This is a genomic window from Flagellimonas flava (assembly GCF_050617915.1).
In the GTDB taxonomy this organism is placed as follows: Bacteria; Bacteroidota; Bacteroidia; order Flavobacteriales; family Flavobacteriaceae; genus Flagellimonas; species Flagellimonas flava_A.
The window spans coordinates 794,088-814,166 of record NZ_JBODQE010000001.1 but is presented as its reverse complement, the minus strand read 5'-3'; the positions used below and the strand labels follow the sequence as shown (position 1 = coordinate 814,166).

The 20,079-nt window shown below is 42.6% G+C and carries 17 protein-coding genes; 3 read left to right on the top strand and 14 right to left on the bottom strand.

Annotation, left to right across the window (positions count from 1 at the left end; genetic code table 11):
• The first annotated feature begins 28 nt into the window (after window positions 1–28).
• Both ACRHOZ_RS03635 and ACRHOZ_RS03630 read left to right on the top strand, forming a co-directional pair.
• Complete coding sequence (locus tag ACRHOZ_RS03635) at window positions 29–430, top strand: TerB family tellurite resistance protein (RefSeq protein ID WP_431122483.1); 402 nt, start codon at window positions 29–31, stop codon at window positions 428–430.
• A gap of 116 nt (window positions 431–546) precedes the next feature.
• Window positions 547–972 (top strand): Hsp20/alpha crystallin family protein, encoded by a 426-nt coding sequence (locus ACRHOZ_RS03630; protein WP_431122481.1) that lies wholly within the window; start codon window positions 547–549, stop codon window positions 970–972.
• Window positions 973–1,143: 171 nt separating this feature from the next.
• Here ACRHOZ_RS03630 and ACRHOZ_RS03625 read toward each other — a convergent pair whose 3' ends face one another.
• The 6 genes from ACRHOZ_RS03625 to ACRHOZ_RS03600 are packed head-to-tail and all read right to left on the bottom strand — an operon-like array spanning window position 1,144 to window position 10,982.
• On the bottom strand, window positions 1,144–2,682 hold the full coding sequence (locus ACRHOZ_RS03625) for a M20/M25/M40 family metallo-hydrolase (RefSeq protein ID WP_431122478.1): 1,539 nt from the start codon (window positions 2,680–2,682) through the stop codon (window positions 1,144–1,146).
• On the bottom strand, window positions 2,679–4,664 hold the full coding sequence (gene uvrB, locus ACRHOZ_RS03620) for an excinuclease ABC subunit UvrB (RefSeq protein WP_431122476.1): 1,986 nt from the start codon (window positions 4,662–4,664) through the stop codon (window positions 2,679–2,681). The genes ACRHOZ_RS03625 and uvrB overlap by 4 nt, the downstream gene beginning before the upstream one ends.
• Window positions 4,665–4,709: 45 nt before the next feature.
• Complete coding sequence (locus ACRHOZ_RS03615; RefSeq protein WP_431122474.1) at window positions 4,710–6,446, bottom strand: T9SS type B sorting domain-containing protein; 1,737 nt, start codon at window positions 6,444–6,446, stop codon at window positions 4,710–4,712.
• Between the two features lie 51 nt (window positions 6,447–6,497).
• A complete protein-coding gene (locus tag ACRHOZ_RS03610) occupies window positions 6,498–9,212 on the bottom strand; it encodes a T9SS type B sorting domain-containing protein (RefSeq protein ID WP_431122471.1) in 2,715 nt (904 codons plus the stop codon).
• Between the two features lie 28 nt (window positions 9,213–9,240).
• A complete protein-coding gene (locus ACRHOZ_RS03605) occupies window positions 9,241–10,074 on the bottom strand; it encodes an ABC transporter permease (protein WP_431122469.1) in 834 nt (277 codons plus the stop codon).
• A gap of 11 nt (window positions 10,075–10,085) precedes the next feature.
• A complete protein-coding gene (locus tag ACRHOZ_RS03600; protein ID WP_431122467.1) occupies window positions 10,086–10,982 on the bottom strand; it encodes an ABC transporter ATP-binding protein in 897 nt (298 codons plus the stop codon).
• A 74-nt stretch (window positions 10,983–11,056) separates the two neighbouring features.
• Between ACRHOZ_RS03600 and ACRHOZ_RS03595 the strand changes: the two genes are divergently transcribed.
• Window positions 11,057–12,127, top strand: a complete 1,071-nt coding sequence (locus tag ACRHOZ_RS03595; RefSeq protein WP_431122465.1) for a hypothetical protein — start codon at window positions 11,057–11,059, stop codon at window positions 12,125–12,127.
• Between the two features lie 136 nt (window positions 12,128–12,263).
• Here the strand turns inward: ACRHOZ_RS03595 and ACRHOZ_RS03590 are convergent, their stop codons facing one another.
• The 8 genes from ACRHOZ_RS03590 to ACRHOZ_RS03555 form a co-directional block, all read right to left on the bottom strand.
• On the bottom strand, window positions 12,264–13,322 hold the full coding sequence (locus ACRHOZ_RS03590; protein WP_431122463.1) for a nucleoid-associated protein: 1,059 nt from the start codon (window positions 13,320–13,322) through the stop codon (window positions 12,264–12,266).
• A 94-nt stretch (window positions 13,323–13,416) separates the two neighbouring features.
• Window positions 13,417–13,911 carry an IS1096 element passenger TnpR family protein gene (locus tag ACRHOZ_RS03585; protein ID WP_431122461.1) on the bottom strand — a complete coding sequence of 165 codons (495 nt, stop codon included), beginning with the start codon at window positions 13,909–13,911 and terminating at the stop codon, window positions 13,417–13,419.
• Between the two features lie 44 nt (window positions 13,912–13,955).
• Window positions 13,956–14,969, bottom strand: coding sequence for a COX15/CtaA family protein (locus ACRHOZ_RS03580; protein WP_431122459.1), 1,014 nt, complete (start codon window positions 14,967–14,969; stop codon window positions 13,956–13,958).
• On the bottom strand, window positions 14,956–16,395 hold the full coding sequence (locus tag ACRHOZ_RS03575; protein WP_431122456.1) for a CCA tRNA nucleotidyltransferase: 1,440 nt from the start codon (window positions 16,393–16,395) through the stop codon (window positions 14,956–14,958). The genes ACRHOZ_RS03580 and ACRHOZ_RS03575 overlap by 14 nt, the downstream gene beginning before the upstream one ends.
• A gap of 1 nt (window position 16,396) precedes the next feature.
• Window positions 16,397–16,969, bottom strand: a complete 573-nt coding sequence (locus tag ACRHOZ_RS03570; RefSeq protein WP_431122454.1) for an L-threonylcarbamoyladenylate synthase — start codon at window positions 16,967–16,969, stop codon at window positions 16,397–16,399.
• Window positions 16,970–17,839, bottom strand: coding sequence for an N-acetylneuraminate synthase family protein (locus ACRHOZ_RS03565; protein WP_431122452.1), 870 nt, complete (start codon window positions 17,837–17,839; stop codon window positions 16,970–16,972).
• A complete protein-coding gene (locus ACRHOZ_RS03560; RefSeq protein WP_431122450.1) occupies window positions 17,829–19,001 on the bottom strand; it encodes a cytidylyltransferase domain-containing protein in 1,173 nt (390 codons plus the stop codon). The genes ACRHOZ_RS03565 and ACRHOZ_RS03560 overlap by 11 nt, the downstream gene beginning before the upstream one ends.
• 11 nt (window positions 19,002–19,012) lie before the next feature.
• Window positions 19,013–20,059, bottom strand: a complete 1,047-nt coding sequence (locus ACRHOZ_RS03555) for a glycosyltransferase family 52 (RefSeq protein ID WP_431122448.1) — start codon at window positions 20,057–20,059, stop codon at window positions 19,013–19,015.
• Window positions 20,060–20,079: the final 20 nt, after the last annotated feature.

The window sequence follows — 20,079 nt, the reverse complement described above, 5'->3', positions numbered from 1 at the left end:
ATTGGAAACCAAACCGTAAACCACTACCATGGGAACCCATAAGGAGAAACTCAGCATCCTATCTGAAATGATTGCCTTTGCAAGGGTGGATCATTCCCTTAAGGATTCTGAATACCAATTTTTATTGGGTGTGGCTTCCAATTTGGGAATTGACAAGGAGACCTTTGATGGACTTCTCAATGAAAAATCTCCCAAGGTGGTTTTAAAATCCCAGGCAGAACGAATAGTGCAGTTCCATCGTCTCTTGCTTCTGATGAACATTGACCAAGAGCAGCATCAAAAGGAAATTAGGACGCTTCACAATATTGGGCTCGCCATGGGGCTACCACCTTCAGCAATTGGACAGGTTTTGGAAGTAATGCACCAATATCCCAACAAGGTCGTTCCAGTCGATGTGCTGATCAATATCTTCAAAGCACATTACAACTAAAGACAAAATGTCACTAGATTTTGTTAAAGAAATGCCAAAATGACATAGTTTTTGTGTTGGTATAGGATTTGACTATAGCTAGGTGATTTACACATGTATAATAAAATTGAATCACCATGAGTATAGTAAAAAGAAATAATCTGTTTTTTCCATCGCTAATGAATGATTTCCTTAGACCTGATTGGTTTGGTGGAACAGAAAACTGGAATAACAACCTTCCCGCGGTCAATATTAAGGACAACACAGAAAGTTTTGAATTGGAACTTGCGGTTCCTGGAGGTAAAAAAGAGGATTTTAAAGTGGAAGTGGACAACGATGTTCTTACCATTTCCAACGAAGTAAAATCTGAAAGTAGGAAAGAAAATGACAATTACACCCGAAGGGAGTTTGCTTATTCTTCCTTCCAAAGAGCGTTTACCCTGCCTGAAACCGTTGATGGTTCCAAGATAGACGCTAAGTACGAGGATGGTATTTTACGCTTGACCCTACCTAAAAAAGAGGAAGCATTGCCCGCTCCAAAGCGGTTGATTTCCATAGGTTAAAAGCAGAATAAAATTGGGAACACCAACTTAGGTGTTTTTCATGATGGCCTGCCGGATTCTCGGCAGGGTTGGTTTAGTTGGTTAGTTTGCTAGCGCGCTCCATGCCATTGCTGCAAGGGGCGCGCTTCCTTTTTTTGGTACTGGAAATTATCCCTTCCCATTGGGTACATCTTATTCCATTGGCTCCGTAAGTACAGCAAGACATGACATAATACCTTCTCGGAAATTGCCAATTCTTAAGTTCTCATTAGGTGCATGGATACTATTGTCTGGATTGGGGATTCGCAAAGATACCGCCGGCACCCCTAATTTGTTTATGAAAGGGGCAATGGGTTGTGAGCCCCCGGTGGTGCGCATATTAATATATTGATTTCCAAAGATTCGAGTCATTGCACTATTCAGCATTAGTCCCATGGAAGAATCAATATTGGTTCGGAATGCCCGAGAACCCAATTTAAATTTGAATAAAGCCAATTTGGAATGTAATCTGCGTTCTTCTGCAGTAGGTTGGGAATCTACTAGATGAAACCCTTTGTCCTCCATGAACTGTTTCAGCAACCCCATCAGTCTTTCACCATCTGATTCGGGTACCAACCTCATGTCTATTTCAGCTATAACTTCAGATGGAATAAGCGTACGCACTTCCTTTCCTACCCATGCGGCCTGGAGTCCCCTAATGTTCAATGAAGGATATTGTAAGGATTCTTGATAACTCCCACCCACCTTTTCAGGTTTGGAGATCCCTAGACTTTCCTTAATTTCTTCCATGTCTTCGGGAATTTGGTTTAGTCTAGTCTTTTCTTCTTCACTAAGCGTGATACCCTCATAAAACCCAGGGATTTGCACAAGACCGTTCTCATTTTTTAGGGAGGCGAGAAAACGGGAAGCTTCAAATACCGGGTTAGGGGCAAAGTTCCCATATTGACCACTATGAAGAGATCTGCTGGGACCAAAAAAAGTAATGGTGGCCGTAGCAATTCCGCGTGCTCCATAGGTTAATGTAGGTAGGTTGGACAGATGGCGGGTTCCATCCATAATCAATATCCCATCTGCAACCAATAGGTCTGCATATTGATCAACCGCCTCGGGAAGGTGTGGGGAGCCCAACTCTTCTTGAAAGTCCATAATTACTTTTATGTTGTAGCTGGGTCTTATTTCCATATCCTTTAGTACACCCAATGCTGTGATAAATGCCATGGCTGGACCTTTGGAATCAGAAGCGGAACGGGCAAAGATCCTCCAGTTTTCATCCAATGGGATGGTATTGGATTTTTCGGCTATGGTTTCCCATTCATCATTTGCATTCTTACTTTTCAAAACTGGATCATAGGGACTGGGTTGGTCCCATTTTGTTGAATCAACGGGTTGACCATCTATTTGTAAATAGAACAAAATAGTCTTTGATTTTTTGGAATACTCCTTTTCGGCAAACAACAATGGAGCACCAGCAGTGGTAAGTCGTTTTGTGTCAAAACCAAGTTGGATGAAGATCTCGTTACAACGTTTTAGATTGGCTTCAATATGGTCATCATGGTGCCCATCATTTGGAATTTTTAAGAAATCAATTAGGTCGTTGATTGCCGTTGGCAGCACATTTTCTGTAGCTATCTTAACTTGTTCCTTTGAAAGCCGTTGCCCATTTAATGCCGCAATGAAAAGGAAATTTACGGAAACAAAACAGCTTATGGTCATGTATTTGCGAAGCATCATGGTTCTTGCAGAGTTTTTATTTCATCCCTTAGTTTGGCCGCTTCCATGAAGTTGAGTTCCTTGGCCGCTTTTTCCATAGCCTTTCGCTTTTCCCGAATCAATTTATCTTTTTGATCGGGTGTCAAATATTCCAAATCGGGTTCGGCAGCCCTTAATTCTTCTTTTTGGAAGTGATACGTGGAAACTGAATTTTTAGCCAAGGCATTGTCCAAATTCTTATTTAATGCCTTGGGCGTTATGTTGTTCTCCGTGTTGTAGTTGATTTGCTTTTCCCTTCTATAATTGGTCTCGTCTATCGTTTTCTGCATGCTTTCCGTAATGGTATCGGCATACATTATTGCCTTTCCATTTAAGTTACGGGCGGCCCTACCCACTGTTTGGGTCAATGAACGATTGCTTCGTAAAAAACCTTCCTTATCCGCATCCAAAATGGCGACCAGGGAAACCTCGGGCAAATCCAGTCCTTCCCGCAGTAGATTCACCCCAATCAATACATCAAAAAGTCCTTTGCGCAAATCCTGCATGATCTCCACCCGTTCCAAGGTATCCACATCGCTATGGATATACCTGCACCTAACATCGATTCTGGATAAGTATTTGGTCAATTCTTCAGCCATTCGCTTGGTCAAAGTGGTGACCAAGGTACGCTCATCCAGTTCCACCCGTTGTTGAATCTCTTCCACCAAATCATCAATCTGGTTCATGCTGGGTTTCACTTCGATAACCGGATCCAACAAGCCCGTGGGCCTGATCACCTGCTCCACATACACCCCTTGGCTTAGTTGCAGTTCATAATCTGCAGGAGTGGCGCTCACATAGATGACCTGATTTTGAAGGGCTTCAAATTCTTCGAATTTAAGTGGGCGGTTATCCAGGGCAGCAGGAAGTCGAAAACCGTAATCCACCAAATTTTCTTTCCGAGAACGGTCACCCCCGTACATGGCGTGCACTTGAGGAATGGTTACATGGCTCTCGTCAATCAACATAAGATAATCATCTGGAAAGTAATCCAATAGGCAGAAAGGTCGGGTTCCCGGTTCCCGTCCGTCCAGATATCTGGAATAGTTTTCAATACCAGAGCAATAGCCCAACTCCCTGATCATTTCCAAATCAAAATTGGTCCGTTCTTCCAAGCGTTTGGCCTCCAAGGGTCGTCCTATTTCTTTGAAATAGTCAATCTGCTTCACCAAATCATCCTGGATCATGTGGATGGCATTTTGCAAGATATCTGGAGAGGTAACAAACATATTTGCCGGATAGATGTTCAGCGAATCATAGATTTCAATGACCTTGTTATTGAACGGGTCCAATGCCTCGATTTCCTCAATTTCATCCCCAAAAAAGTGAATTCTGAAAGCGTGGTCCGCATAACCCGGAAAAACATCGACCACGTCTCCCTTTACCCTGAAATTCCCATTTCTGAAATCGGCAGTGGTACGGGAATACAGACTTTGAACCAGTTGCTTCAGGAATTTGGTCCGGGAAATGACCTGATCGCGATGGATGGAAATCACATTCTTTTGAAATTCAATAGGGTTTCCAATGCCATATAAACAAGAAACAGAAGCAACAACCAAAACATCCCTCCGCCCTGAAAGCAACGAAGATGTAGCGCTTAAGCGCAGCTTTTCAATATCCTCATTGATGCTAAGATCTTTTTCGATATAGAGACCGCTGGTAGGGATGTAGGCCTCAGGTTGATAATAATCGTAGTAGGACACAAAGTATTCCACCGCATTATTGGGAAAAAACTGCTTGAATTCGGAATACAATTGGGCCGCCAAAGTCTTATTATGGGCAAGGACCAAGGTGGGTCGCTGAACGCGTTCAACCACATTGGCCACCGTAAACGTTTTTCCAGAACCGGTTACCCCCAATAGGGTTTGATGGGGCTCACCTTCCTCAATTCCTGTAACCAACTGTTGAATGGCCTGGGGTTGATCACCAGTAGGGTCAAACTCCGATACGACTTGAAACTTCATGCTATAAAAATACTAAAGGGACAGGGTATAGGGAAGTGTGGGCCATTATCTTTTTAAGGCAAAATGCCCTTGGACCTCCCGGTTTTGATCATCGGTGGCAGAAAACCAATATTCCCCAGCTGGAAGGGGTCTTCCGCCATAGTTGCCGTCCCATCCTGTTGAGTTTTCAGAAATAACGGCCAATAATCTTCCGTACCTATCAAATATGCGAATGTTCCTCGGTATTACAGCATTGCCCTCCTTGGGCAGGACAAATTGCCAGATATCATTGACATTGTCCCCATTTGGGGTGAAAAATTTGGGAAAACCTTCCACAGATAGATCCTGAATAAATTTTTCGCTTACCGTTCCACACCCGTTTTTATCCCTAACATAAAAGGTATGGGAGCCAGGCAAAACTCCCGTAAATACATTACTGTCCTGATAAGGGCCATTGATGTCATCAACGGCAAATTCATAGTCTCCATTTCCAGTTGCGCTTACAGTAATCTCAAATCCCAGTGCAGTATCCACCGCAGATAGGCCATTGATGGTGGCAGTCTCCGACGAAACCACTTCAAACACCTGTGAGGTAGGACATTCAACAATACTACCCCCTTGGGAAACCACGTTGAAGGCCATATACCGGTAGCGTCCATTCTCACTCACTGTTACCTCATTGGAATTGGAAATCATCACCTCGTTGTCAAAGTCATCTATATGAAACCATCTGTAGCCATCCGCGAAATCAGGGGCTGTAATGGTCAAAGGTGCCTCGTTCTGACAAAACGAAAGAGTCTCTGGAAAATCTATTTCAGGTCCAAAAGTTATAAACTCCCCTGTATTGGGATCCAAGTAGGGCCCACAACCCAATAAGGTGGAGAAACTTTCTTGTACACAACCAATGGCACTTCCCGCGGCATTGAAGGGTACAATGGTGATGAAGAAGGTGCGGTTGGGTTCAAAATTAAGAACAAGGGTGGAATTGGATGAGAATGATGTATTGTTCAATATGTCGGTGCCATCAATGGTGGAACCTATGGTAACCCGATATCCTGTTGCCCCCGGTACTGGTAACCATTCTATTAACGGGGTTAGGGGTACGTTGATCTCCCCATTCATAGGGGTGACCAAGGAAGTGCATCCTGGTAAAGGGGCCAAAGCGGCCGTGGTAAAACTAATTTCTGGGCAATTGGGTGCATTGCCATTTTCATTATATGGGGTAACCGTGGCGTAAAGCGTTGTATTTGCAGGTAGCTGCCCAGGCGGGTTGAAGGAAATTACATTGCCCACATCGGTAAGGGGAACAACATCATCTGTTCCTGGGGCAGTACCAATGGAAATGTTATAGCCTGTTGCCGTTGGGGCATAAAACCAGGAAAGGTTGGAAAAAACGCTGACATCTGTGGCTCCATCCACTGGTGTCCTAAAGGTAGTACATCCTGGTGCCATGACCACGTCTTCAGTGGTGAAGGTTTGGCTGCTACAGATAATATCCTGACTCCCTTGAAACAAAAAATCCAGAATAATCGTTACATAAATTTGGGTGTTTTCAGGTAATCCCAAGGGAGGTGTAAAGGTGGTTGCACTTCCCACGGACTGCTCCAATATTTCTGCTCCCCCGTCTGTAGTGCCCAGTCGGATTCTATAGCCTGGAATGCCATCGGAAACGGCCCAGGTAATGGTAGCATCCACAGGAACATTTGTTGCCCCATTTACAGGACTAAGCAAATTGGGGCATTCCTGTGCCATTCCAACCGCCGTTATACCAAGTACAACGATATGTAGCAATTTTTTTAACATTCAATAGCAATCCTACCTAAAAGGTAGTCATTTTTATGATTTGGCCAAGGTTTATCGTTTTAAACTAAAATGGCCTTTGAACACCCTGCCATCTTCCAAATTCACTTTGAACCAATAATCCGATGCCGGCAGTTCATTATTGTTAAAAGTCCCGTTCCATCCACTGGTTTGGGGACTTAGCAATGCCATGAGTTCTCCGTAGCGATTATAAATGGATATAAGACTATTAGCCTGAGATACCTCGTCAACACCGATGAGTTGCCAAGTATCATTTACATTATCCCCATTTGGTGTGAAAAATTTGGGATATCCTATAACCGCAATTTTTTGCTTGCTTATACCACAACCATTTTTGTCCCGAACACTTACCGTTATGAATCCTGGGTCTATATTTTCAAAAATTGGCGAATCTTGATAATTGGTTCCGTCCAGCGAAAACTCGTAGTCCCCGTCTCCTGTAACCAGTACTTCCACCATATTGTCAGCGGATAGATCCTCAATAAGCACATCCTGAATCAAAGCTTTGTTGGAGGGCATAATCTCAAAATCGGCGGTATTAAAGCATTCAAAAACACCTTCATCGGTCACATAGCGATAAGCAACTTCTAAGGTATATCCACCCACCGCTGCAATGGAAATATCTTGTTGATCACCTACAAATTGGAGACTGGTTCCCACTCTCCTGTACCATTGGTAGTTGTCGTAACCGTCAGGGGCGTTGACCACCAGTGGAGGGCCATCGGTACACCATGAAATTTCCTCGGGAAACTTGATGGAGGGTGTAGGGTTCACAACGAAGTTTAGGGCATCAATATCCTCACATTCGTTATTGCTTTCCAAGCGGGCATATATCGTAGCGGACTCCGAGAGATAATTTCCGGAAATGGGATACAGTTCCAGCGTTGCATCTTCAACTGAGGCATAAAACGAAACATCGGAATTTGGATATTCCAGTGCCTGGATCTGATCCAAATTAAAGATACCCTCAAGCTCAGCATCCTCGGAGTCAATATCACATTCATAAAAGGTCTTTGCGTCATCCGGGTTTAACAGTATAGATCGAACCTCAAGTTGGAGTTCCCCTGAATTGGAACAGCCGTTGCCATCCACAATTTCATAATAAATTGTTTGGTTAAACGGGGAGGTGTTGGTATAGCCAATGGGGTTGCTTATTTCGTTGCCAGCCCCCAAATCTGACATGCTCTCATAAAAAGAATAGCTGTACGCCGTATCAAAAATGGCTTCTTCCAGATTGAATGCTGTTAGACCATCATCGTTTCCATCCAGGACTATGTCGCATTGGGCCAAAGTCAGCGTAGGTGCTATAGGTAAGGGGTTTACGGAGATGAAAGCCTCCCCAATGACGGGGCATTGGCTGGGGTCGTTAGGAACTATCGAGAGACTATATCTACCGGCATCAGAAGGATCGGCATCGGTTACCGTCAATATATTTCCAGAATTGGATATGGTGTTGCCGTCCTTTTCCCAATTATAGGTGGCATTGGGCACAACGTCTGCCTCAAATGAAAAATCCTCACCTTCACAGATGATGCCGGAGGTACTTTCCGATCCATCACTGTTCTTAATTATGGCAACCCTATCAAAGTAGGACTGGATAAAGGGTGGGAGTCCTTGCGTAGCCCTTCCACTTCCCAGATTTACCGCATTATGGTTATAGTTGGCAGCGTTTCCAAGTTCGTTGGGGTTTTCAATAACCCCCAAGAATGAGGTGCCTCGGATGTAATTTTCAGCTATTGTTCTGTAGATTTTTCCGTTTTGACCCAATTGCAATGCTCCACGATAAATGGATCTTCGGTCTATTTCCATTTCGGATGCTGCTACATTAGGTGCCGTAAGGTCATACTGCAATAGCGAAGAAGAGTGACCTTGCTCTTCAAGTGCTGGGAGGTTATTGGAAGTATGAACATACAAAAACCGTTGATTGGGGGAGAACTCCAAACCGTACGGAATCTTGTTTGGGGCGGTTACGATAACCCTTTCCTGATTGGATACGATGCCCGTAGTGGTATTAAAATCATACAAATAAAGCCCAAAGGCCATATTGGCACTGGCCAATTTTTTTCCGTCTGCCGAAAATTTTAGATAGCCACGTGGATCCTGGATGTCCAGACTGGGAAAGGTGGATTTTACAGCTGTGGTATTGACTCCGGCTGTGCTTACCTCAAAAGCATGATAGGTGTTGAAAAATTCATCCCCGGGATTTTCAAATCCCAAGGTAACCACCCAAATGGACTCATCTGAACAATCTTTGATCACTGCGGTAATTTTCTCCGAACAATCGGGAAGGAGGTTCACATTTTTTTGGATTACGGCTCCATTTCCGCCATTGAGCGTCATGTCCACTACAGAATAGCTTAGTCCGCGATCGGGATCCTCCTCAAAAGTTGAGGTGTCCACAGTAAAGATGTACAGAATATTGGGGTCTTGGGGTTTTTGCACCACAATTGCAGATTGGGTACTGGACGGGTCGCCATATAGCCCACTGCCCCCTTGCATTATATTATGGGTGCGATCATAAACGGTAATACCGTCCGTATAAAGCAAGAGATTGCCAATGCCATCCGAAATGGAGGTGCAGCCTTCAAAGGTATTGATGCGCCCGCCTGATAACGGGCTTACCGTACCATCATTATTGAAGGCAATTCCAGCTCCGTTTCCAAAATACCAATTGGAAGTTTCTCCCTGTGCAAAAAGCCCTATGGAAGAGAAAAATAACAGTAAAAAACTTACGTATCTATATAGCATTCAGTGGATAACAGTACCTGACAAGATACTATAAATCCCGCTTTTTCAACAATACGTATGATAAATAGACAAAAAGTACAGTCCAAAAGATGACAATCAAGAACTCGTACCAATATACATGGTAGTCAAAACTCATGTTCTCGCCAATTTGCTGCCCAATGTTCTGAACGGCAGATAATCGGGTAAACGGTTCCTTGATCAAGTTGGTCATGGATTCCAAAGGAAAGAAGTCTTTGACCGCTTTGGCACTGTCCCAACTCATAACTTTCCAGCCCAATAAACCAAAGACAATTTGTTCCAAAACAGCCCATAGAATTAGAAAGCCCAGCGCAAATGCAGAGCGTTTGACGAAAATACCGAGGAAGAGACAGAACGAGAAAAATCCAACCAATTTGATGAAAAAGGCCAAGAGGTATTCCAAGTCAGAGAATATGATTGAAATTTCATTGTAATCGGAATAAACGAGCCCCAAAATCATGGAAACCACAAAGACGAAAACGGTGGAAATCAAGGAAAATGAGATAACCGTCAAAAATTTGGAAGCAATGAATTCCTTTTTGGACAACCCGTCGATAAGGTTTTGTTTGATGGTTTTATTGCTGTACTCGTTGGCCATCATGGATACAATGACTATGGCGAGGAACAGTTTGAAAATAGCCGTGACAAAGGTGTTGAAGTGCCAGATGTAGGGGAAATTGAAGATTCCCTGGTCCGCTAAATGAAATTTCACAGGGCCTATGTCAAATTTAATGGCTGCAATCAACGCTATGGAGGTCAATAGCACAAAGTACGATGTGATTAAAATTTTACTGGCCCTATTGTTCCAGAGCTTGATGAATTCTATTTGTAGTAAGCGTACCATTCGTTTTCTGATTAGTTGTTTTTGGTCAAGGTCAAAAATTGCTCCTCAAGGCTTTCTTTCCGTTTTACCAGATGGGATAAAACCAACCCTTTTTCATACAGAATCTTATTCAGTTCCTCTGCCTGCATTTCTTCTTTGAGATAGGCGGTAAGGGTGCCATTCTCCCGGGTGATTTTTCCGAAACTGGCGTTTTTATCCAGCAGTTGTTCCAACTTGTCCATATCCGTTGTGCGAAGCTCAAAGAACCCATGACTGGCCAACATGCCATCCACAGGGCCCGAATACAACTTTTCTCCCTTTCTCAGGATTACTACATGGGAACATACTTTTTCTACTTCGTCCAACAAGTGTGAGGCCAAAAGGATGGTAGTGCCTTGACCGGCAATTTTCTTGATAATTTGTCTGATTTGATGAATGCCTTGGGGATCCAATCCGTTGGTAGGTTCATCCAGAATAAGAATTTCCGGGTCGTTTAACAGGGCCGAGGCAATGGCCAAGCGCTGTTTCATTCCCAACGAATAGGTTTTGAATTTACTGTCCTTTCGATCCCAAAGACCTACCAATTCCAATTTTTCCTGAATCTTGGTTTCCGGGACTTCCTTGATCTTACAAACCAGCTTCAAGTTCTGAATCGCGGACATATAAGGATAGAAATTGGGTCGCTCTATAATGGCCCCTACCTTTTTTAAGGCTTCATGGGTAGAGGTGTTGCCGTCAAACCAGCTAAAGTCGCCGGCCGTGCGGTTAACCACATTTAAAATAATGCCCAAGGTGGTGGATTTACCGCTACCGTTAGGCCCCAAAATGCCATAGACGTTGCCTTTTTCTATAGTAAAGGACAAATCTTTTACAGCAGTAAGAAAACCAAATTTCTTGGTCAGATTTTGTACGGTCAGTATTGTTTCCAAGACGGAATCGTTTTTTGATTAGTTTATAGTAACTTGACGAGGTATAGCCAATTTTGTTACAAATTAGGGAAAGAATGTCCGAAGAAAAATTGATGTCGAAGAAAAAACCGGCCTATCCGGTAAACAAAAAACTGGATGGATACCTACACCGGTACAGTCGTAAAATTGAGATTCCCATTTTTTACGAAGATCTTTTGCGCTTTGCAGGTTCTGTTGTGGTTTATGATGCGGATGGCGAGGATACCCTTTGGGTACGGGTGTATTATTCCGATTTTGATCGCGAAGAAATCGATTTAAGCCTGAAAAAAGTGTATTCCATTTTGCACTCGGATGGTGGTGACCGAATTTTGGAATATCTCAATGTGGATGCTGTGGACTACTGCACTTTTGGGAATTCCAAACCCTTCCGCATCAAGGTTCGGAACATTCTCAATGACAATTACACCTACTTCTATGTCAAAAAAACGGATGCTTCCAGGGTATATGGATTGGAACTGGAACATATGCTTTCGCCATATAACCTTAACTTCTTGGTGTTTGGTGATACCTTGATTGAGGAACATATTGCGGGGATTCCTGGCGATGTATTTATTGAGGACATGTTGCCCAAATGCACCGAGGCGGAGAAAGCACAGTTGGCCAAGGAATTTGTAAAGTTCAACGAGCGCTGTATGATTAGGCTTCTAGGAGATATGCGATCTTACAACTATGTTATTGTTCCAGTGCATGACTTTGATCATGTGGTGTATAAAATAAGGGCCATTGATTTTGATCAGCAGTGCTTTGAGGGGAAATTGAAGGTTTACCGTCCACAGTTTTTTAAGGAGAATTTTCGGATGGTGGAGCTGGTACGAACCAAATTGCAGAAATATTCCGTGGATCAGTACAAAATTGAAGAACGCTCCATTGTGGCCAAGCGAATATTAAGCTCCGGGGATCGAATCAAAAGATTATTGGATGCTTGTGTTATAGACGATATTTCCCTGGAGGACAACATCACTCGCTTGAAAATGGAAATCTACGAATTGGCCAAAGACATCAATTTTAAAAAATGCAATACCATGGGAGAAGTTTTGGCCCTAGCGCTCGATTTTGTGAAGCGGAATTACCAGGACGTTAATATGAGCAAGATATTTGATAGCTAGGTGTCAGGTGTCAGGTGTCAGGTGTCAGATGTGAGATATCAGATGTCAGTAATTAGTTATCCGTTTTTAGATTTTTTTAATTGTCTCTTGTCTCTTGTCTCTTGTCTCTTGAGTTTGAACTTGAACTTGCGTCTACTTAGCTTTTCTGTTCCTTGTTAAAATACACCAGATAGTAGTACATCTGCCGTTCCTCGTCCCAGCCTTTTTCCACGAATTTTTCAGCAGATTCTGGGTTGATAAAATCCATTTTAATCTGTATGTTGGTATCCAGATTAATGACATTCTTTATTTTTTTACGGGCATCGGACACGGCCTTGTTGGCAATGTCAAAATTGGAAACGTCCTCAATGCTGTATTTAGGCCCTTTTTCAACCTTGTAGTGCTTAAACTCAGGAATCAGTTCAGGATTTTCCATGACCTCATTCAAAAATGAAGTTTCTTCGAACGCATCATTTTTGGCAAAATGGTTTACCGCGCGATTCATAAAAAGCACTTCCTGTTGTTTGTCTTCGGCTGGTAAAACCACGTCCTTGGCAAAATTTTGACAGAACTTTAGATAATTCTTGGTGTAAAAGTTCTCATCTGTAAGCGGGGACAGGCCCAAAAAGTTCTCTAACCAATATTTTGCGTCATACCGATTGCTATCCACGGATAAAACCTTGTATCCATCTTCTTTGGCTACATTGAAAACGATGCAACCCTTGTCCAACTTATTAATGTTGATTCCCTGTTTGATAAGGATTTCCAAGTTTTGACCTTCTTCCTGGAACTGTAAAAAATCGTGTTTTAGCTCGCTTTTGAAAATTCCAACGGCTTCCACTTTTTGGTTGTCCAATACCATGTCTGAAAAGTGAACCACATAGACCTCCCCACTTTTTATGTGAGGGTGGTTGGACTGTTCAAAAAGATGGGTGGTAATTTGCTTGGAAACCGAATGGATTTGGGAAACATCTTCAAAAATCTCCCCAACAAGCTTGTAAACTTCATTGAACTCTACATCCACTTCGTTGTCGAACCGAAAGTAATTCTCCTCTTTTTCTCTAAAGGGTCTAAAGAAATACTCTTTCAAAAGCCCGGACATTTCATCATTTAAATTGAAGGGCTGAGCGGACAAAAAGATGGATTCGTTCTTGCTTTTATTGCCAACACGATGAAGGGATACGCTTTCAATTTGGGCAGGGTATAGGTTTAGCATTATTGGGTAAAGGGATTAATAGGTTAAAGGTTGCGGGTATTTTAATCTTGATTTTTGAACTTGAACTTGAACTTGAGTTTGAATGTGTCCTTAATCAGTTCCAATTTTCGTCAAAATCCAAATCATCGTAGCTGTCAAATGAATCGTCAAAGTCCATAGAAGGTTTGGATTCGAATTTTTTCTCTGGTGGGGCATCTGGAAGCTCACCAAAGCTGAACAATACGTTGGGATAAGAACGTCCATCTTCCTTTTCAACCATATCGGCCAATTCCACAAAAAAGGTCCACATGCTCAAAAAATCATATACATAAATCATTTTGGGACTTTGTTCGGTAAGTACGTCTTCCAGAACTGTTTCGTTCATTAAACGCACATCAGAACCATTTTCACTCATATCAAATAGCGCGATTTCCTCATCCTGGTTCCAATCCTCATCACAAGTATAAAAGGAGGCCATTTCACTTCCTCCAAATCCAAAGGCTTGGGTAATGGAATTATGAAACTCTTCCAAGGTGTTGGAAGCCTCAATCTCCAAATCCCGAAAAATATCCTCTTCAGCATCAAGAATTATCCTGATTTTGTATATCATCCAGCAAAAATTAAAGTGGGGTCAAAGTTACAATAAATAGTGGGTTATTTGGTGAATCGGTGCAAGCTAAACGTCATTGCTGCCAAAAGGAAAAAGGCACCAACTTGATGCAAAACACCCAACCACAAGGGAACCGCCATAATCAGGGTTAAAACACCCAACAAAAACTGGGCAAACACCAATATAATCAGCATTTGTATTCCTTTTTGTTGTGGTGGTGTCATCTTTACTTTCTTGGTTTTGTACCAAATGGCCAAAACAAAAGCCACCACTACATAGGCCAGATAACGATGCACGAATTGAACACCGCTTTTACCCTCATAAAGATTTTTGATAAAGGGCTGTTGCTCAATGTACACAGTTTCATGAATCAACTTTCCGTCGCTCATCAGCGGCCAATGATTATGAATGAACCCGGCGTCCAATCCGGCAACAAAGGCTCCCCAAATAATTTGGATAATCAAAACCACCAGGGCCACGCGAATTAGGTTTCTGATGGATTTCTGAACCTCCTTCTTGCTGGGATACATAAGATCAAGTGCTACCCAGAGGCTATAGGCAAAGGTCAAGAAGGCGGTAGTGAGATGGGCGGCCAGACGATAATGGGAAACATCGGGTCGGTCCACCAATCCACTTTTGACCATGTACCATCCCAGGAAGCCTTGAAATCCTCCCAAAAAAAGTAAGACCAGCGATTTCCTTACGGTGGGTCGATCCAGTTTTTTGGTAAGCAAAAAGAACAGGAATGGTACAATGAACACTATGCCTATGAACCTACCAATCACCCTATGCAACCATTCCCAGAAATAGATACTCTTAAAATCCTCCAGGGTAAAATGGTAGTTTAATTTTTGGTACTCGGGATACTGCTGATAGAGTTCAAATGCTTCTTCCCACTCTTGTTGATTCATGGGAGGTAAGGTTCCGCTGATCAGCTTATAGTCCGATATGGAAAGTCCAGAATGGGTAAGTCTAGTGATTCCACCCACTACTACCATAATGAAAATAAGGACACAGCCGGTCAGGAGCCAATAGATAACGTATTTATTTTTTTTCATCCGCAACGGGTTCAAGATTCATTTGTTTCCCTTTTTCCAACATAAATTGATAGGCTGCCTCATATTCATTCGGGATTTCCCCTTCCAAGATGGCCTCTTTGATCGCATCCTTTAGGATACCAATCTCTTTAGATGGTTTAAGATTAAAAACCTTCATAATCTCTTCCCCGGAAACTGGAGGTTGAAAATTTCGGACATGATCCCGTTCCTCAACTTCCACGATTTTTTGCCGGACAACCTTAAAGTTGTTCTTATACTTTTTCTGTTTTTTGGGATTTTTGGTAGTGATATCCGCCTCACATAAGGTCATGAGATCTTCCACATGCTCCCCTGCATCAAAGACCAATCGCCTAACTGCCGAATCCGTTACATGATCTTCGGACAAAATAATGGGCCTGGAACTCATGAGTACCATCTTCTGTACAAACTTCATTTTCTCGTTTAGAGGCATCCGCAGGCGTTTAAAGAGTTTGTACACCATTTTGGAGCCAACAAACTCGTGGCCGTGGAAGGTCCATCCAATTTTTTTGTGGAATTTTTTGGTAGGGGCTTTGCCAATATCGTGCAGCAAAGCGGCCCACCGCAACCAAAGATTATCTGTGGTTTGGGCAATATTGTCCACTACTTCCAAAGTGTGCCAAAAATTGTCCTTGTGTCGTTGCCCTTCAATTTCCTCTATGCCTTGGAGTGCGGTCAATTCAGGTAAAATGTATGGAATTAGTCCAGTTTGATGCATTAAACCAAGACCAATTGAGGGTTTATTACTCAATAGAATTTTATGCAGCTCATCCACAATGCGCTCCTTGGAAATAATTTTTATGCGGTCTTTGTTTTCCGTAATGGCCTGAAGCGAACGTAATTCAATGGTAAAATTTAACTGGGTGGCAAACCGAATGGCACGCATCATCCGAAGCGGGTCATCCGAGTAAGTAACCTTTGGATCAAGTGGTGTTCGGATAAACTTACGCCTTAAGTCTTTTCTTCCATCAAAAGGATCCAATAGAAGTCCAAAACTTTCTGGATTAAGACTCAATGCCATCGCATTGATGGTAAAATCCCTCCTGTTTTGGTCATCTTCCAAAGTTCCGTTTTCCACAACAGGTTTACGGCTATTTCGGTCGTAACTTTCTTTACGTGCACCCACAAATTCAAGCTCAAAATCTTGGTGTTTGATCATGGCAGTCCCAAAATTCTTGAAAACAGAAATCTGGGGATTTCCCTGTAGTTTGGATGCTACTTTTTCAGCCAACTTGATTCCACTTCCCACGGCAACAATGTCAATATCTTTTGGAGCCCCTCTTTGAAGCAGGTAGTCCCTAACGAATCCACCAATAACATAGGAATCCAGACCCAATTCTTTGGAAGCCTCGCCAATGATTTTAAAAATTGGATTTTCTAGTACCTTTTTATGGAATTCCTGCGCCATGCTACTCCCGGATTACCTTGACCTGTCCATCGTTGCTAAGCTTGATGATGGAAGAAGGTGAAGGGTCTTTGTTTTCGTCCGGCAAATTTACCACATAGTCAACTCCTTTTAAAATTTCTGGGGTTATCTCCCCAAAATGTTTGGGAGAAGGAAAGCCAGATATGTTTGCGGAGGTGGACACAATGGGTTTTCCAAAATTGTTAATGAGATATTGACAGAATTTATCGGATGCTACCCTGATGGCCAAGGTGTTATCTGAAGCAATTAGATTTTTTGCGACCCCAATGGGTTCATCAAAGACAATGGTCGTAGGTTTGGTAGCGAAATCCATAATATCATAGGCCACATCGGGAACCTGCTTTATATGGCGCTCCAGCATGGCCTGGCTGGATACCAAACAAATCAAGGCTTTGCTGTCTTCTCGCTGTTTAAGCTCGTATACCTTTTTTACAGCTTCGGGGTTGGTGGCATCGCAGCCAATACCCCAAATGGTATCGGTTGGGTAGAGAATGAGCCCGCCAGATTGCAAAATTTCCTTTGCTTTGGCGAGTTCTGGACCAAAGTCAGGCTTCATTTACTTTTTGTATTTCAGTTTTTCGCGCTGTACGCTCTCAATATCCAGAATGTCCTTTTGTTTGTAGGTCAATGCTTGATGGGTTGCCCTTACATCCCTGCAGAGTTTGCGAAGTCCCATGGGTTCCAGTGAAGCAGCATGGTCTGTGCCTTTCCAAGTTCTGTCCAATGTAAAATGACGCTCAATGATGTGGGCGCCCAGCGTGTAGGCAGCAACATCAACGGCAATGCCCAAATGATGCCCTGAAAAACCGATGCTCTTTACACGGGCATCATACTTTTCCTTAAGCTTTAGAATATCTAGCAGGCAGATATCCTCAAAGGGTACCGGATAGCCCGAGGTGCAATTGTAGACCACCAAATCTTTGGCCCTACCGCGCTGTTCAAAGAAGTCCACCAAGGTAGAAATCTCGTCCTTTGTGGTCATTCCCGTGGAAATGTGTAGCTCCCCTTGGTAATTGTCGCATAACCATCCCAACATTTCATAATGGTTGTTGCATGCAGATGGGATTTTGATGAATTCAGGATTGAGGCTGGCAATCTCCTTTGCTGAGGTGGTGTCCCAAACCGAAGTAGAGTAGGTAATGCCCACTTCATTGCAATAGGCCATCAATTCCTTGTGCTGCTCCACATCAAACTCTAAAAACTCCCGGTGTTCCCCATACGTATTGCCATAAGAATTGACGGGATTGGGGTGCGGTTCGTTGTACTGCTCCTCTGTCAACAATTCCTTGTTGTTCCTTTTTTGAAATTTTACCGCATCGGCATTGCCAAAAATCTTGGCCATGTAAATGAGCTCTTTGGCTATTTTCATATCACCTTTGTGGTTACAGCCAATTTCTGCAATGATATAGGGTTCTTTATAGGTCATTAAATCTTAAATTGTAGTTCATGATAAATTCGCAAGCCTCTCTGATGGCTCCATTGGCGGATGCATGGGTTAAAACCACATCTGCCTGATATTTTATGGGTTTTGTGGCATTGGAAGGGCAAAAAGACCAGCCCACTCGAAGCATATTGGCCATATCGTTGACGTCATCCCCAATGTACGCCAATTCTTGAGCCGTAAGCTTGCGTTCTTGTAAAATGTTTTCCAAGAAGGAATATTTGTCCTTTACCCCAAGAAAAACATCCTCGATTTGTAATTTTTTCATGCGTTGTGCCACCGTTTCGGAATCTTCCGAGGTCATTACCATTACGTTGACCTTGTGCTGCCTAAGGATCTCCAATCCCATACCATCCCGCATGTCAAATGTTTTGGACAGCTCTCCGGTTTTTCCATAGGTTACTTTACCATCCGTAAATACTCCGTCCACATCCAGTATAAGATGCGAGATGCGCTGTGGTGTTTTTTTGGTTTTGAAACTGGAAATTAACAGCTGTTCTATAACATTCCAGTCCGTTTCAGAATCAATTTCCACTAAAGTGTTCTCAGACATTTCCACCAATCCTATTTTACCACTAAGTCTGTTGCTTGATTCTAGGAAAGCTTTCTTTAGAGAGGTGTAAACAGCGCCATTTTCCATGAGCAAACCGTCAAAATCCTGTCTTCTAGGCCTTTTTTTGAAATCATAGTTAAGACTTTTACCATCTTCGGACCAAATAAACCTGTGCGTGCGAACAACACTTAGGGCAGCATCATATGTTCCATTCAAAACAAGTTCCAATCCTTTGTTGATGTCTGTTCTTTGTGTGAGGGGAGAGGTGGCCTGTAAGAGGCAAAAAACATCATAATCATGGTTGATAAGCTCGGAGAATTCCAGCATTGCCGACTCAGTAGAGGCGGTATCAGATGCGTTTTCAGCTGAGCGCAAAAGCGGTTTGACCTTATCCGTCCATGCATAGTTTTTATCAATGTAAGCAATGATTTCCTCGTCATCGGTGAACACATAAACCTCGTCCAAGTTGGAAAAAATGGCTTCACTCAACACCCAAGAAAATAAGGGTCTGCCCAACAACTTCTTCTTGTTTTTACCAGGGATGCCTTTGGAGTTCTTTCGTAAGGGGATAAAACCTATGGTCTTTTTTTGCATGCTTTGCATTTTTAGGAAGGGATTTCCATGTTTTGGATCAAGTCCCTGGTTGCGCCGACGGTAAATTTATCCAAATAATCCTTACCTAGAAAAAAGCGTTCTTTAACTATTTCCAAGTTTGACAAGGCCGTGGAAAATAAGGTATACCCTTTTTCGAAATTAAAACCTTCCTTTAATCCCAGGATTTCTATCGGAAAAAGAGCTGGCAATACCGTAATATTTTTAAAGTGTTCACTATAATTGGTGAGCTCTCTGGGGTGCGTCTTTAGAATGACATTCATATCCTGCGGTACCTTGGAGATAAGATCTTTGTACATCGCAATTTTGACTTTCTCGTCGGCAACTACCTTATCTTCGGAAATGGGCTGGGTAAGGATTAAAGCGTTATTACTGTTGGCAACCTCAAGCGTGCCATCTTGGATAAACAACTGGAAAACCTCTTGTTTTATACTTTCTGGCCATTGGGCAACTTCTCTTTTAATGTTGAGTTCCTTTGCTTTGTTCCGAATACCCGCGGGGAGTTTTTGGGGGAATTGGGCATAAATGGTTGCTATTTCCTTGTCAAAACCACCGCCAATGGGTGTTTTGGTTATATAGGTCTTGAGGAGTTGCTCAAACGGGGAATGCCTTTGTATATATGTTCTAGCCCCGTCCTCAATCATATTAATGTCTTTTTTCTTTCCAAATTCATACAGAAAATAACTTTTGGAAGAATCAGTATCGCATAAATACAAGTCAGCGTTTTTGATAAATTCTTTTTCAATGGCCAGTTCCGGATGTTTGGCCTCCAAATATGGGATCAACTTGGATTTTCTTCGCAACGAATAATTGAATTTTCCCAAGTCTTTCACATGATCCCTACGTTCCGAGATTATATGGACATCCCTGAAAAAACGTTTTTTAAGATTGGGAATCAATGTTTCGATCATCGGGGTGCTTTCCACCAAAAACAAAAGGTTGTTTCCACAGTTATCCAAGGAGTATTCCGAATTTTTAATGATATGGATCAAGGAAAGATAAATGTGGTATATAGTAGAGCCTACATAGGTTCGATGCATATAAATTGCGGGAATTATAT